General features: G+C 65.6%; 14 protein-coding genes. 2 read left to right on the forward strand and 12 right to left on the reverse strand.

Features of this window, described 5'->3' with window-relative positions; translation table 11 throughout:
• Positions 1-41: 41 nt before the first annotated feature.
• The 10 genes from AC1DO7_RS16910 to AC1DO7_RS16955 all read right to left on the reverse strand — a co-directional run bounded on the left by AC1DO7_RS16910 (position 42) and on the right by AC1DO7_RS16955 (position 10289).
• Complete coding sequence (locus AC1DO7_RS16910) at positions 42-1025, reverse strand: FecR family protein (protein ID WP_477116343.1); 984 nt, start codon at positions 1023-1025, stop codon at positions 42-44.
• A gap of 91 nt (positions 1026-1116) precedes the next feature.
• Positions 1117-1629 (reverse strand): RNA polymerase sigma factor, encoded by a 513-nt coding sequence (locus AC1DO7_RS16915; protein WP_441620004.1) that lies wholly within the window; start codon positions 1627-1629, stop codon positions 1117-1119.
• Positions 1626-2210, reverse strand: a complete 585-nt coding sequence (locus tag AC1DO7_RS16920) for a secretin and TonB N-terminal domain-containing protein (RefSeq protein WP_441620002.1) — start codon at positions 2208-2210, stop codon at positions 1626-1628. Before AC1DO7_RS16920 ends, AC1DO7_RS16915 begins: the two co-directional genes overlap by 4 nt.
• A gap of 330 nt (positions 2211-2540) precedes the next feature.
• Positions 2541-3119 carry a YbjN domain-containing protein gene (locus tag AC1DO7_RS16925; protein WP_441620000.1) on the reverse strand — a complete coding sequence of 193 codons (579 nt, stop codon included), beginning with the start codon at positions 3117-3119 and terminating at the stop codon, positions 2541-2543.
• Positions 3120-3159: 40 nt separating this feature from the next.
• Entirely contained in the window at positions 3160-3900 is a 741-nt protein-coding gene (locus AC1DO7_RS16930) for a hypothetical protein (protein ID WP_477116344.1), read from the reverse strand.
• Between the two features lie 10 nt (positions 3901-3910).
• Positions 3911-5680 carry a putative porin gene (locus AC1DO7_RS16935; RefSeq protein ID WP_477116345.1) on the reverse strand — a complete coding sequence of 590 codons (1770 nt, stop codon included), beginning with the start codon at positions 5678-5680 and terminating at the stop codon, positions 3911-3913.
• A gap of 41 nt (positions 5681-5721) precedes the next feature.
• Complete coding sequence (locus tag AC1DO7_RS16940) at positions 5722-6426, reverse strand: energy transducer TonB family protein (protein WP_477116346.1); 705 nt, start codon at positions 6424-6426, stop codon at positions 5722-5724.
• A 12-nt stretch (positions 6427-6438) separates the two neighbouring features.
• The gene (locus AC1DO7_RS16945; protein WP_441619992.1) at positions 6439-6849 is read right to left on the reverse strand and encodes an ExbD/TolR family protein; all 411 of its coding nucleotides are present in this window, start codon (positions 6847-6849) and stop codon (positions 6439-6441) included.
• 15 nt (positions 6850-6864) lie between these two features.
• Positions 6865-8634: a DUF2341 domain-containing protein gene (locus AC1DO7_RS16950; RefSeq protein WP_441619990.1), complete on the reverse strand. Its 1770-nt coding sequence runs from the start codon at positions 8632-8634 to the stop codon at positions 6865-6867.
• Positions 8635-8720: 86 nt separating this feature from the next.
• Complete coding sequence (locus tag AC1DO7_RS16955) at positions 8721-10289, reverse strand: ShlB/FhaC/HecB family hemolysin secretion/activation protein (protein ID WP_477116347.1); 1569 nt, start codon at positions 10287-10289, stop codon at positions 8721-8723.
• 330 nt (positions 10290-10619) lie between these two features.
• Between AC1DO7_RS16955 and AC1DO7_RS16960 the strand changes: the two genes are divergently transcribed.
• On the forward strand, positions 10620-10976 hold the full coding sequence (locus AC1DO7_RS16960) for a hypothetical protein (RefSeq protein WP_441619986.1): 357 nt from the start codon (positions 10620-10622) through the stop codon (positions 10974-10976).
• Positions 10977-11104: 128 nt separating this feature from the next.
• Here AC1DO7_RS16960 and AC1DO7_RS16965 read toward each other — a convergent pair whose 3' ends face one another.
• Positions 11105-12280 (reverse strand): M20 aminoacylase family protein, encoded by a 1176-nt coding sequence (locus tag AC1DO7_RS16965; RefSeq protein WP_441619984.1) that lies wholly within the window; start codon positions 12278-12280, stop codon positions 11105-11107.
• 178 nt (positions 12281-12458) lie between these two features.
• Between AC1DO7_RS16965 and AC1DO7_RS16970 the strand changes: the two genes are divergently transcribed.
• On the forward strand, positions 12459-12929 hold the full coding sequence (locus tag AC1DO7_RS16970; protein WP_441619982.1) for an Lrp/AsnC family transcriptional regulator: 471 nt from the start codon (positions 12459-12461) through the stop codon (positions 12927-12929).
• A gap of 30 nt (positions 12930-12959) precedes the next feature.
• Here the strand turns inward: AC1DO7_RS16970 and AC1DO7_RS16975 are convergent.
• The coding region (locus tag AC1DO7_RS16975) for an APC family permease (protein ID WP_477116348.1) at positions 12960-14225 on the reverse strand (1266 nt) is incomplete at its 5' end.

Below are 14225 nucleotides of genomic sequence, written 5' to 3' on the forward strand. Positions count from 1 at the left end.
AATGATTTCCTTGAAGATTTGGTGACAGGACCGCGACGGAATCAAGACAGCAGCACCACGCCGCCGGGCAGGTGGCGTGCGCTCAGGCCAAACGAATGCTGGATCTGCGCAATGGCCTTGTCGAGCGCATCGAGCTGGAAACGCCCGGTCACCGGACGCGTGGCCAGCTGGCTGGCCATCAGCACCAGCTTGCCGGTGCGGTAGCGATTGATTTCGTTCACCACGTCCCCGAGCGGAGTCTCCGCAAACCGCAGGAAGCCTTCGCGCCAGGCCGGCATGCGCGCGGCGTCGAGGTTGACCACGCGCGCCAGCTTGCGGTCGTCATAGGACACCTGCTGCCGCGCGGTCAGCGTCACCGAGCCGGACGGGTGCGCCACCTGTACCAGCCCCTGCACGCAGGTCACGCAGACCTGCCCGGCGACGTGGCGCACCTCGAAGCGCGCCCGCGCGCCCACCGCACGGCCGGCACCGGCCGAAACCGCGAACGGCAGCCRGGCGTCGGCCATGTCGATCGCCGTTTCGCCCGCAATCAGGTCGATGCCCGCCACCCGGCCACGCTGGCGTAGCGCGATGCTGGTGCGCGTATTCAGTTCGACGCCGACGTCGTCGCCGAGTGCCAGATGCCGCTGTTCGCCGGCCACGGTGCGATAGTCGGCACGCATCTCGCGCGCGGACGGCCACAGCCCCAGCGGCGGATAGATCATCGCGGCCGTCGTAGCGGCGACGGCACCCACGGCGCCACCCAGGAAAGCACGGCGCTGCCACTGCACGGGCGACGCCTGGATCTCCGGGCGCGACGCCAGCGGCTTCTCTGCAAGCAGCGCTTCACCGCCCTGCGCCAGCAGCTGCCATTGGCGTTGCGCCGTGGCAAATGCGGCCGCATGGGCGGGATTGGCCCGGCACCACTGGCGCAGCGCGTCGCCGTCGCGATGGGTCATCGGGCCGGCACTGATGCGCCGCACCCAGCGCATGGCCTGGCGTTCGATCCGGGTAAGGCGGCGTGGCCGTTGGAGCAGGCGGTTCATGGTGGGAGTCATGGCGTCAGGCGATGTTGCCGAGCAAGCTCGCATGACATCAAGACGGTTCTGGCACGCCGGATCGGCACGATTTCTTCGCTCATGCCTGGTCCATGTGCGCGACGCAGTACTCGTGCGCCCGCTTCAGTTCGAGACCGATCAACCGGGCGGACACGCCAAAGCGCACCGCCGCCTCCTGGTTCGACAGTTCATCGACGCGCACCGCCAGGAAGATCGCACGCCGGCGCGGCGGCATTTTCTCGATCAGCCTGGCCAGCGCCTGCACCTCGCCGCGCGCCGCCACCGTCTGCGCCGGTCCCGGCGCCGGATCGGCAATCTCCAGCATCAGCGTGTCCAACTCTTCCGCGCTCATGAAGCGACGGTCGCGCTGCAGGCGGTCCAGCGCCAGGTTCGTGGCCATGCGCATCAGGTAGGCCGCCGGGCTGGCCACCGGGCCATTGGCATCGTTGCGGTCTTCCAGATGCACCCAGGTGTCGTGCAGGGCATCGCTGGCCAGCTCCGCCGAGCCCAACCGCCACGTCAGGCGCCGCTTGAGATCGTCGTAGCGTTGCGTCAGCAGGTCGCGCAGGCTGGTGCGGATGGTCTCGCTCACTGAACGCTCCGTGGCGCATCGCAAGGCTTGGCGCAGGTCTCGCCCGGGGGGCATGCCACGGGCCGCACCAGCAGCACGAAAGGGTTCTCGGGATGCTCAGGCGCGCGGCCGATATCGGTCTGGCGCAGCGCATCGACAATCGCGGCATCGCGACGGGTGTCGCCCGTGCTGTCCAGCAAACGCGCGCGCTGCACGCGGCCGGCGCGGTCGAGGCGCACGGACAACGCAAGCCGGTAGGTGCCCAGCGCCAGCGCGGGCCGCGCGCACAGCGTCTGCCGTACCCGCGACTGCACCAGCGCGTCATAGGGTTGGCGGGGCACTGCGGCACCTTGCGCATCGGCGGTGGCCGGCGTCTCGCCCGTGGGGGTCAGCACGAAGGCGTCGCCAGCCGTGGCGCGGGCCGTCAGGCCCGTGCCTTCCAGCAACCGGTGCAGCGCCTGCGCAGGGGGCATCGCACCTTGCACCGCATGCGACCAGCGTCCATCGGCCAGTTCGGACGGGAAGAACACCGACACACTGGTCTGTGCGTCGTAGCGTGCGAGCGCCGATTTCAACGGCTGCGCCGGCAGGTCAAAGGCCATGCCAGTCTCGCCACGGGCCACGCATGGCCACGCCAGGCTGGCTGCGAGCGCGATGGCCGCGACGCGCCCCGACCTTGCGTGCGCGCGGATGGAGGCTGGCAGACATGCCATGAAGATCGAATGACCTGTTCATTGGGTGCGGGCCGGTCAGGTGCAGGGTGTGGTGTCCGGTCAGAGCCTGTGGATGCGGCCGGACCTGCCGGCGCAACACCGCTGCAGAGCGTATGAAGGTTGCGTGACATCGCCATGACAAAAAAGAGAACGGCGCGCCGAAGGGATCCCCGGCGTGCCGCCTCATCGGGTCACAATGAATGGAAAGCGTTCGGTGCCTCAAGCCTCGGCAATGGCAGTGGCAGTGGCAATGGCAGATTCAGCGGATGCAGCGGATGCAGCGGATGCCTCCGGGGTGGCCGCCGGGTTGACGTCATCCTGCCGGGCCTGCGCACGGTAGTTGCGCAGATGCAGGAAGAACTGGCCCATCACCTGGATCCAGACCTGCATGGCCACCGACAGGTAAGCCTCGGTCACGCCGCCGGTGACCATCACGTCCATCTCGAGCACGAGGAAATCACCGTGGGAGGCGATGCGCGCAAAGCGGCGGCTGCGGTGCCATTCGTTCAGCAACGCATCGGGAAGCTGGCCGCCTTCCACGCGCAGCGGGCAGCTCAGCGTGAAGTCGAGATACTGCACGTTGCTTACGCGATTGCCCCACAGCACCTGGAAGCCCACGCCATGGCTGGCGCTGTGCAGGCGCGCGGTGCCGTCTTCCTCCGCGAGGTTCACGGCGCAGCCGGCATTGCGGATGGCGTCGGCCACCTGCCCGGCGGTGACATGGGTCAGCAACGCGGGCGTTGCGCTATCGGCGGACGTGGTCTCTGGCGCGGCGTCGAGGGGGGTGGCTTCGGTCATGGGTACTCCTTGTTCGCGGATCAGGTTCGGGGAATCGGGGTTACTGCTGTTTGGGGGCGGCGTCGGACGGCACGGCGGCGGTAGCAGCCGCGGGTTGCGCCGGCGMTTCGGCGGACGGCTCCACGGCGCGGACATCGAAACGCCCCTCGTAAAGCTTGTCGCCGTAGTCCTGGGCGATCTGTTCGTAGCGCACACGGCTTTGCGCCGCGAACGGCTGACGCGCGGCCAGCACGGTGGTCATGTCCACGGTCTCGTACGCATGCAGGATGTCCTGCCCCACGCTGTAGAGGCGGGTATTGGCGCTCTCGCAACGCTTGAGCGCCGCCTGTCGCGCGCCGGCCTCGGCCACGAGGTTGCGGCGCTCGGCCTCCAGGCCCCGTGCCATGCGCAGCAGTTCGTCATAGGCCTGGCGATACTGGGCGATCTGGCTGCTGGCCTTCTCGACCACGCCCTGCGTCTGCAGCTGGGCCTGGCGCGCGCTGCCGGCCAGCTGCTCGCGTGCGCCACGCTCGGCCGCAAGCTGTGCGCGGGCGGCGTCTAGTTCCTTGCGCATGGCCGCCACGTCGCCACCACCGCCGCCACCACTGGCAGCGGCGGGGGGCTGGCCGGCCTTCAGCATCGCCAGTTCGTTCTGCGCCTGCTGCAACTGCGTGGTCGTGATGCGCAGCTGGTTGCGCAGGCGCTCTTCCATGCTGGGCGCCTGTTGCGCGTAGGCGCTGCCTGCCACCAGTGCGAGCAGCGGCAGCAGGCCCCGGATACGGCGGAAGGGGGTTGGGAACACGTCATCCTCCTCAGAAGCGCGCATTGAATTCGAACTGCAGCGTGTCGATGGCCAGCGGCGGGCCGAAGACTTCCTTGGTGGAAATCCAGCGGCCAGTCACCCATGCGTTCCTGTCCAGCGCATACGAGCCGCCCAGGTAGTAGCCGCGCGCATTGGTGCCGCCACCGTGGAACGTCGAGTCGTTGTAGCCGTCTGGCATCGCATCGGGCTCGATGCGCTTGTAGCCGGCCAGCACGTTCCAGTCGCCGCGTGCCGCAGGCGTCGGCTTGCCGAACGTGGCCTGGAACATGTAGGCATTGCCGCCGCTCTTGAAGTCTTCACGGCTGGTGCCGCCGCTGCCGCCGAAGTTGTTGACGATGCCGCCATTGGCCCGCGCCCACATCGCGCCTTCGTCATAGGCAAGGTTGCGGATGTAGTTGCCGTCCAGACGCAGCCCGTAGCCGGCCACCTTCGTATCCCAGCGCAGGTTCACGTCCATCAGCTGGAACTTCGAGGCCAGGCCGACGTACTGCGGTTGCGGCGTGTTGGCCGGGTCCAGCGGGTTGAGCGCGATATTGCGCAACAGCATCAGCGTGTTGCCCTTCTGCATGAAGGCCGGACGCGTCCAGTCCGTGTTGCAGCCATCAGCGCCCGCGTACAGCGCGCACGGCGACGACACCCGGCCGGTGACGTTGTGGAAGTCGTAGTACGCCAGCGCGCCACGCAGGCGGTTCTCGTTGTTTACCTTCCAGTCAGCGCCGAACTGCGCGCCCAGCAGGTACTTGGTCTCGCTCGACATCTTGTCCTGGCTGTTCGACGGCGCGTTGTCCTTCGAGTACTCCAGCGGGATGAAGCCCAGCGTGCCGAACAGCGTCACGTCGCGGTTCGGCAATGTCTTGTCGAACTGCGCGGCGATACCGTCGAAGTTCAGGTCGTACGAGAACAGCGTGTCGGTGGAGACGAACGGATTGCCGAAGCGGCCGCCCGTCAGCTTCATCCACTGCGTCGGCTGGTACGACAGCCATGCCTGGTCGAGCCACACATCCTTCTTGGCCAGGCCGCCGCCCAGCGTCTGGTTGGTGGAGACCGGGCTGTTGTCATTGCCCGTGGCAAGGCGCACGCCGGCCTTCACGCTGTCCGTCACGTCGGCCAGCACGCCCAGGCGGGCGCGGGCGCGCCACTGGTTCGGCCGGTTCTGGCGCGTATTGAGCAGCCGCGGCAGCGACAGGTTGGTGTTCGGGTTGACGTCGAAGCCGTTGCCCGAATTGATGGCGGCCCAGTCGATCTGGATATCGCTGTTGCCACCCGAGTAGAAGCGCGACTCGTTGCGCAGGCGCACGTCGCCCTCCACGCGGATCCGCTTGGTCCATTCCGGTGTTTCGTTCGGCGCGGCCCAGCCTTCGGCCTTGGCCTGGGCCATGACCTCGCCCTTGACCTCGTCGCGGATCTGGTCGCGCACGGTTTCGGGGATATACGGCACGCGGACTTCGCCGGGTACGGCCGCAGTCGCAACGGACCCTGCGGCGGCACCGGCTGCCACGCCCGCGGCGGGCGCGGGACGCTGCACCAGTTGCGTGGCCATGGCTTCGGTCTGGGCCTGGGCCAGCAGCGCCTCGCCGGTGTTCTTGTCCAGCGCGCCGCTCTGGATCAGGCCACGGATCAGCTTGATCATGGCGCTTTCGGACGGCGCGGCGTCCTGCGCATGGGCAGTGCCAGCCGTGGCCAGGCAGGCCATTGCGACAGCCAGCGCCAGTACATTGGCACGCACCGCATGGCGCGGGGAGTGAGCGAATGGTTTCATCGTTCTTTTCAGGATGCTGTTGGGATGAAGGCAGACATGCGCTACGGCCGCCGCCCCTTGATGGACAGCCGCATCGGGAAGCGCAGCGATGCAGGCGGCTTCTCGTCGGCACGGAAATCACGGACCATGGCCAGTACCGCGTCGTCGGAGTCGGCATTGCCCGAGCCGCCCACCAGTTGCACGCGGGTGACACGGCCATCCGTGTCGAGCCAGATTTCGATGCGGATGTCGTCGAACGCCAGCTGGCGCGTGCGTTTGTCGCGCACGAATGCCTGCTGCAGGGCGCCGGAGACATAGGCCGAGTACGAGCGGCTGCCCAGGCCGCCGCCGCTGCCCGTCATGCCGCCACCGCCGCCGGCCTGGATGCCGAACGCATCGTTGCCGGCCTGGGCGGCGCCGTCGATGGTGACGGCCTGCCCCAGGTCCTGAGACGGGCTGGGCGGGGCRTCATCCTGCGGGGCCTCGGTGGGCTCGGCGGGCTTCGGCTCGGGCTCCACCACCTCGGGCTTGACGGGCTCGGGTTCGGGCAATTTTTCCGGTTCGGGCGGCGGCGGGGGCGGCGGGGGCAACACCAGCATCGGCGTGCCGGGCACCTCGCGCCGCGTGGCGGCGGTGTCCGACAGCAGATGCCAGAACAGCAGCACCACCGCACCGAGCACCAGTGCACCAGCGCCAAACCCGCCCCAACGCCGCCACAGCAGCGCGGCACGGCCGCCGGGTGCCAGCGAGGGTTCGTGACGGTTCACGCTCATCGCTCCTCAGGCCGGCTTGCCGGTCACCAGACCGATCTGGTTGAGATCGATCCGGCGCAGCAGGTCGAGCACCTCCACCACCCTGGCGTACTGCACCGACGCATCGCCGCGCACGATCACCGGAAAGTCCGGCGTCAGCGCCTTCTCGGTACGCAGCCGCTCTTCGAGCTCGGGCAGCGACACCGGATAGGCGTCCAGGAACACCTGGCCGGCGTTGTCGATCGTGATGGCCTTGGTTTTCGGTTTTTCCAGCGCCACCGACGCGCTGGCCTTCGGCAGATCCACCTTGATGCCSGGAATGCTGGCGTTGCTGGTCAGGATGAAGATCACGAGCACCACCAGCAGCACGTCGACGAACGGCGTGATATTGATGCCGCCGCTGCGCTTGCGCACACCGAACCTGTTTGCGTTTGCCATGATCGCGGCTCCGCTTCAGGCGCGTTGCAGGACGGGCGCGTGACGGCCCTCGCCCTGCTCTTCGGCCAGGCGCGTGGCGAATTCGTCCACGAACACGGCCATGTCGGCGGCGATGGCGTCCGAGCGCGAGGCCAGCCAGTTGTAGCCGAACAGCGCGGGAATGGCCACGCCCAGGCCGGCAGCCGTACACAGCAGCGCCGCCGCCATGCCCGGTGCCACCGAGTTGATGTCCACCGCGCCGGCCATGGCCGCCACCACGAACACCAGCATGATGCCGATCACCGTACCGAACAGGCCCACATAAGGCGCGCCCTCGATCGTGGTGGACAGCCAGTTCATGCGGCTTGCCATGCGTTCGCTCTCGCGCACCATCACGCCATCCATCGATGCGCGGATGGCGCCGATCGTGGCGGCCCCCACGGCGCTGGTGTCGTAGCCCATCTGGTGACGCCGGTGCAGCTCGTCCACGGCTATTTCATAGAGACGCCACAGCGACGAATGCTGCTTGACGTCGGCCGTGACGCGGCCCGTCTTGGCCAGGTGATCGAGCGATACGCGCGAGGCTTCGCGGAACTGCGCCATGAAGGCCACGTTGGCGCGGGCGTTGGCACCGAAGGCGCGGCCCTTGGTGATCATGATGGTCCACGAGGCGGCCATCATCAGGCCCAGCAGGCCCACGACGACCCAGGCGTCCAGCGGCATGGCGGCGAGGATGTAGCCGAAATGGCTCTTGCCGGCCTGCTGCTCGTCCGGGCCGAACGCCGTCAGACGCGAATCGGCGCCCTGCGACACCGCATCGGCCAGCAGCATGGCAGCGGGACGTGCCACCTTCGACACGCGCACTTCGTCGATCGCACCCGGCAAGCCATGCGCGCCTTCGCTGTCGGCACCGATAAAGGCTGGCGAATTCAGCGCCGGCAGCGCGGCCGGGAGCGAGGCGGCAGCCCGGCCACCCACGAACAGCGTCACCGTCTTGCCATCGGCATTCACCGCCACATGCGACCACTGGCCGGCCTGCACCGGTTGCCCCGGATTGCTGCGCTGGCCGTTGACCTGCACGAACGGCACGCCCTGGTCCACGCCAATCAGCAGTTCGCCGGCGCCATCGCGGCGGGCGTAGATCAGTTGCTGTGCGCCGAGCTGGTCGGGACGTACCCACGCCGAGAACGCGAACGTGCCGCCTGCCTGCACCGCCAGCGACGGCGATGCCGGCAGCGCCAGCGAGGCGTTACCCAATTGCGCGCCCTTACCGATGACCGTGCCATCGATGCTGACCACGGCCGTCTGGCTGTTGTTGCCGTACGCCGTGCTGTCGCGCGCCGGGACGCTGCCCTCGGCGAAGTGATAGACCAGCGTGAAGTCCGGATCGAACACGCGCTGGCCGTTGCCCGATGCGGGCGCCTTCGGGTTGCCGTAGTACATCCAGAACTGCTGCTTGCCATTGGCCGCACCGGCGGACACGGCGGGCACATCCACCCACACCAGCGCGATGCCGAGCAGCGGATCGAACTGCTCGACCTGATGATTCAGCACGGTCTTGTCGTCTGCGGCCACGAAGCGGAGATCGGCACCGGTGTCGCTCACGCCCTCGAAGCTGAAATTGCCCGTATGCAGCCGCAGCAGCACCGGCGTGCGGCCGGCGTCGCCGCCGATATTGCCGCCTTGCGGACCGGCGTCGATGGTCACCGGCTTGCGATAGGCCCAGTCTGGCTGCCACCAGGCATGGGCCAGATTCGGCAGGAGCGTGCTCGCCAGGGCGAGCAGCAGGAAGAGGGAACGTCGCATGACAATGGTTCTCCGTTGGCTTTCTTCGGAATGCTGTGTTTGGGGGTGGCGCCGACCGCCGGCCGCGCCACGGAATCAATTGGCGATCAATAGGTGGCGATCACGCTGAAGTTCAGGCGCGGGTCGTAGCGTTCGGTGCGCTGGCCGTTCTTGAGCGGGAAGCCCAGGTCGAGCCGGCCGTTGACGTAGCGCGCCAGCCGGAAGCTCGTACCCAGGCCCACCGACGCCAGCGAGAAGCGGCTTTCCTGCTCGGGCAGCGGATCGCGCAGGCGCAACTGCCCGGCATCGGCAAACGCATAGACGCGCCAGTCCTCCACGGTGCCGCCGAACAAGTCCAGCGGCGGCGTGCGCAGTTCGACCGAGCCCACCACACCGTAGTCGCCCGTGCTTTCGGCCGACAGGTAGCCGCGCACCGAATTCATGCCGCCGGCGGCAATCTGCTCGCTGGAGACCAGCGGCGAATCGGTGATCTGCCCGGCCAGCCGCCAGGCAAGCTGCGCGTTGCCCGCGAAGCTGTAGGTGCCGTTGGTATCGCCCTTGAGCAGCAGGAAGCTSGGCGAYGCCTTGTAGCGCTTGTAGTCGAAYTSYTYCCAGTYGCTGCCGTAGCCSAGGAAGCTGCGCGTACCGGCCACCATCGCCACGTTCAGGCCATACTGGCCGCGCGTGGTCTGCGTGAAGCCGGAATAGGACAGCGTGATCGGTGCGTACTTGAGCGGCACGGTGTCGCCGGCGTTGCCGAGCCGCGTGACTTCCTTGTTGTCCTTGAAGTCGACACCTAGGCTCAGCGCGTGATACCAGTCGCCGGTGTTCGGCACAGTGTAGGTACCGCGTACCCCGATCGAGTGGCCCTTGCCCAGCACGTTGGTTCCGCCCGTGGTGGCGACGTTGCTGTCGGACAGGTAGCCCGACACCTCGGCGCCCCAGTTGGTGCCGCGAATCGGCGCCAGGTACGAGCCCGACCACACCTGCGTCTGGTTCAGGTCCTGCGGCGAGCCGAAGAAGCTCAGCGAGGCACTGTGCCCCAGCTGCCAGAGGTTGTCATGGCCGATGGACGCCAGCGCGCGCAATTCCCTGGTATCGGCGCTGTAGTCGTTGTTCACGCCGATACTGCCGCGCCAGGGACTGCTGTCCTCGACCTTGAGATCCACGTCCATGGTGCCCGGCAGCGCGCCCTGCTTCACCAGCGGCATGACCTGCCGCTTGCCGCCCCGGTTCAGCTCGGTCAGCTGCGCCTGGGCCAGCGTGAAATCGGGCACCGCGCCTTCGGCCAGCGCCGGCACCTGCTCGCGCACCTCGCGCGGCGACTGGTACTCGGTACCCACCACGCGCACCCTGCCCACGCGGGTTTCGCTCACCTGCAGATAGACCACGCCACCGGTGACCTGCTGCTCGGGCAGATCCACGTAGACGGACTGATAGCCCTTGGCCTGATACGCGGCCAGCAGCGCGTCGCGTGCGGACTCGATGTCCTTCAGCGCGCGCGACGGCCCCAGATACGGCGTTACCGCGCGTTCGATCGTGCGCACGTCCAGCACGGTATTGCCGCGCACCACGTATTCACTGACGTCGACACGGCGCTCCGGCTGAACGTCGGCTCTGCTTTCCGCCTGCACGGCGGCGGCTGCACCGGGCTTCGCCCCGTCGGGCTGCGCCATTGCCACACCCTGTGTCCCCAGTCCAATTACCGCCGCGCACACTGCCTGCCATGGCGGCGACGCGCCCTTCTTCTTCCTGACTCGCATGAGTTGACTCGGCCTTCTTGTATCGATTGCTAGCCCCGCGTGCCATGGTCCCGACCAAGGACAGCACTACTGGGGGCATCACGCCGCGAAACATGATCACCAGTCCTCATGTCAGCGTTACGCACAGATGCCTAGACGGTCAGTAATTGGCAGATATGTCGTTTGTCACGGAAACTTCATGTTCGGACTCGGGACGTGGCACGACACTGACGGCAGACATGCGTGCGTCAGAATGGAGAGGCTATGTGGAAGCGGATTGCGGTGATGGCGATGGTATTCGCCGGTAGCCAGGCATGGGCCGATATGCCGGCCAGCCCGCCCAGGCGGGCCTGTGTTGAGGTTGAAGTCAACGGCGAGCGCGCGCCATCTTATTCCTGCCTGACGCAGGAACTGATGCCCCCACGCAATGACACGGCCGAACAGCGGCAGCTCGGCTCGGAGTCCATCGCAAAGCGTCCGTCCAACCAACTCGGCCTATATAACCGCGCCGCAACGGAACACCGGATGGGCAACACCTTCGGCAGTTCTGTGTTGCCGCAGCGGCCAGCCGGCAACACCCACGGGATGCCCGCGGTGCCGACACCCGCCCCACTGAAGTAGGGATCCGAGGACTGGCCTGGGTCGCAGAGGACGTTTGACGAGGAACAACGACCGTTTCCGGGGCGGAACCGCCTCAGATCGCACGAACTACATGAGCAAAAAACGTCGTCGTTCCAACGCAGGAGCGACTACGAACCTCTTGCGGGCAATGCGAGTCGCGCAACCTCAGCGAAATACCTGGCGCCGACGGTCAGAACATCATCGTTGAAATCGTAGCGACTGTTGTGCAGCGGTACACCTCCCGCCATCCCCGACTCGCCATTACCGATGAAAACGAAAGCGCCGGGCACCACCTGCAAGAATGCGCCGAAATCTTCGGAAATCATCATCGGATCGACCGCACCGTTCACGCGGTCCTCGCCGACAATATTTCTCGCCGCTTCCATTGCAACTGGCACGCACTGTTCCCAATTAACAGTCGGCGCAAACTCGTGGGTGTACTCGAATGTGCATGTCGCACCGTGCATGCGGCAAATACCCTCGCTGATTTCCCGCATGCGGGTTTCGAGCAAAGACTGGACCGCAGGCGTGTAGCTTCGCGTATCGCCCTTGATAATGACATTCGTCGGAATGGCATTGCGAATGCCGTCTGTGATGAACTCGGTGCACGAAATCACCGCTGGCAGGCTGGGGTCGACATTGCGCGCAACGATGGTTTGCAGCGCGAGCACGATTTCCGAGCCGATCACGATGGGGTCGACACCCATATGCGGCCTGGCCGCATGCGTGCCGTGCCCTTTCACATGAATCACGAAATTGTCTTCGCTGGCCATGATGCCGCCTGCACGCGTTGCGATGTTGCCGGCCGCCAGGCCCGGCATATTGTGCGCACCGTAGATCGCCTCGACCGGGAAACGATCGAACAGGCCATCCTGCATCATCGCCTTTGCACCGCGGCCATGTTCCTCGGCAGGCTGGAAGATGAAGCGCACCGTCCCATTGAAGTTCCGACGCTCACTGAGCAACTTGGCGGCGCCAAGAATCATCGCCATGTGGCCGTCGTGGCCGCACGCATGCATTTTTCCTTCGGTCTTCGACGCGTGCGCACGCTCCGGAGCATTCTCGTGAATGGCCAGCGCATCCATGTCGGCGCGAAGCCCAATGACACCCTGACCGCCTCCCGCCTTTAAGTTCGCGACCAGGCCGGTGCCACCTATACCGCGATGCACCTCCATCCCCATGCCGCTGAGCAGCTCTGCGACAAAGTCCGAGGTTCTCAGCTCCTCGAAGCCCGTCTCCGGATGTCGGTGAAGCTCGTGTCGCCATGACATGAGCAGGTCGAGAAGGTCTTTATCAGCGTACATGGGAATGTTCTTTGCGATCGGGGGACCGTTGCATCTTACGAGCGCTGCCCCGCAAGATTCCAGCGTTCTTGTCGGGCAAAATGAAACGTACTTGCGTTGAAGGGTAAGATTTGGCGTCGATCACAGCTATTATTAGGGCGAAAATTGCGCCACGTCAGATTCGTCCAGGAAAGAACTCATGGCTTTGCAACTAGATGCATACGATCGAAAGCTCTTGCAGCTACTTCAGACGAACAACAGGCTGTCACAACGCGAACTCGCCGATGCGGTAAACCTGTCGCCATCAGCGGTGAATCGTCGCATTGCCGCGCTGGAGGCTGACGGAGTCATCATGGCGAACACCTCGGTGGTCGACCCGGCAAGGGTGGGTAAGCCCATTACAGTGCTGGTCCAAGTGAAACTCGAAAGTGAGCGCCTGGACCTTCTTGACGAGGTGAAGAAGCGCTTCGTCGACTGTCCGCAGGTCCAGCAGGTCTACTACGTCACGGGGGACTTCGATTTCCTGCTGGTTCTGGCTGTCGCCGACATGACAGAGTACGAGCGGCTCACGCGTGAGCTCTTTTTTGTCTCCGGCAACGTCAAAAGCTTCCAGACACACGTGGCCATGCAGCGGGCGAAGGTAAGTCTTGGCGTAGCCATTGAATCCTAGGGAAATGCGGCGGGCGAACCCGCCGCATTTCTAGGCGAACTCCCTCGACTCTGCCGCGCTGCTTTCCGACAAGTAAGCGGTTCGGCGGCCGCTTCGAACGCCCCAGCGGTAGAAGACCAGGCCAATTGCGGCAACGACCAACATGTCCCAGCCTGCGGGGATGACTCCCTGCCCGCCGAATTCCTGGCCGCCCAGGTACGAAAGCAGCGCAATTGCAGGCAGATACAAGATAAGCCACCAGGCCGAGCGCAATTCCTCGCCGAAGCCACGCCATCCGGCCTTTGCCTGGTAATAGAGGTATAGCGGCAAGGCTGCGACCATCAGGACGATGACCTGGCCGGTCAGGGGCCACCGCGCCCAGTAGAGGACCAAGGTGGCACAGACGAACGCAAAGGGCGCAATCGGCGACATACCCCGGGTATGCAGCGGCCTATGCATGTCATTGGCATGTTCTCGCAGCGACATCAGACTGACGGGGCCGGAAAGGAACGAGATGACGACCGCAACTGAAATCACGGCGGCCAGGGCACCCCAACCGCGGAAGAAGAACAGGAAGATGAAGGACACCGCCAGGTTGAACCACATGGCTTCGCGCGGCACGCCAAAGATGGGATGGGTGTTGCCAAAGAGCCGGGGCATGGTGTCGTTGCGCTCCATGGCATGGATCATCCGGGCCGTCGTTGCCGTGTAAATTGCGCCGGTTCCCGACGGGCTGATGAAGGCATCCACGTACAGCACCATGGCCAGCCAGTTCAGGTTCAACGCCAAGGCCAGTTCGGCAAACGGAGACGTGAAGTTCAGATGCGACCACCCCTCGCGGATGCTGGYCGGGCTCACCGCTCCAATAAAGGCGACTTGCAGCAGCGCATAGATAAACAACGCCACAAGAATCGAACCGACCACAGCAAAGGGGATGCTACGTGCTGGGTCGCGGGCCTCGCCAGCCAGGCTCACAGGACTCTGGAAGCCGTTGAAACTGAAGACGATACCGCTCGTGGCTACCGCTGTCAGGACCGCCGACCATCCATAGGGCGCAAATGCCGCGCTGGTGCCAATGGCAAAGTTCTCGGTATGGAAGCCCCCCCAGACCAAGCCGACAACCGTTAACGCCGGAACGGCAATCTTGAAGACCGTGATGGCCGAGTTCGTCTTCACGAAGAGCTTGACACCCCAGTAGTTGAGCAGGAAGTAGACGATAACGAGCGCAGCGCTGGCAACCAGGCCAGGCATCGTTAGCTCGCCTTCGGTCATGAGCCCCTGCGCCCATGGGTATGGCCATGAAGCCATGTATTGCAC

Source organism: Cupriavidus sp. 05N40 (assembly GCF_056397305.1).

Excerpts from the sequence above, each read along its gene's own strand:
- AC1DO7_RS16935 (WP_477116345.1), bottom strand. The coding sequence starts at position 5,680 with ATGAAACCATTCGCTCACTCCCCGCGCCATGCGGTGCGTGCCAATGTA.
- AC1DO7_RS16960 (WP_441619986.1), top strand. The coding sequence starts at position 10,620 with ATGTGGAAGCGGATTGCGGTGATGGCGATGGTATTCGCCGGTAGCCAG.
- AC1DO7_RS16970 (WP_441619982.1), top strand. The coding sequence starts at position 12,459 with ATGGCTTTGCAACTAGATGCATACGATCGAAAGCTCTTGCAGCTACTT.
- AC1DO7_RS16965 (WP_441619984.1), bottom strand. The coding sequence starts at position 12,280 with ATGTACGCTGATAAAGACCTTCTCGACCTGCTCATGTCATGGCGACAC.
- AC1DO7_RS16925 (WP_441620000.1), bottom strand. The coding sequence starts at position 3,119 with ATGACCGAAGCCACCCCCCTCGACGCCGCGCCAGAGACCACGTCCGCC.
- AC1DO7_RS16950 (WP_441619990.1), bottom strand. The coding sequence starts at position 8,634 with ATGCGACGTTCCCTCTTCCTGCTGCTCGCCCTGGCGAGCACGCTCCTG.
- AC1DO7_RS16920 (WP_441620002.1), bottom strand. The coding sequence starts at position 2,210 with ATGGCCTTTGACCTGCCGGCGCAGCCGTTGAAATCGGCGCTCGCACGC.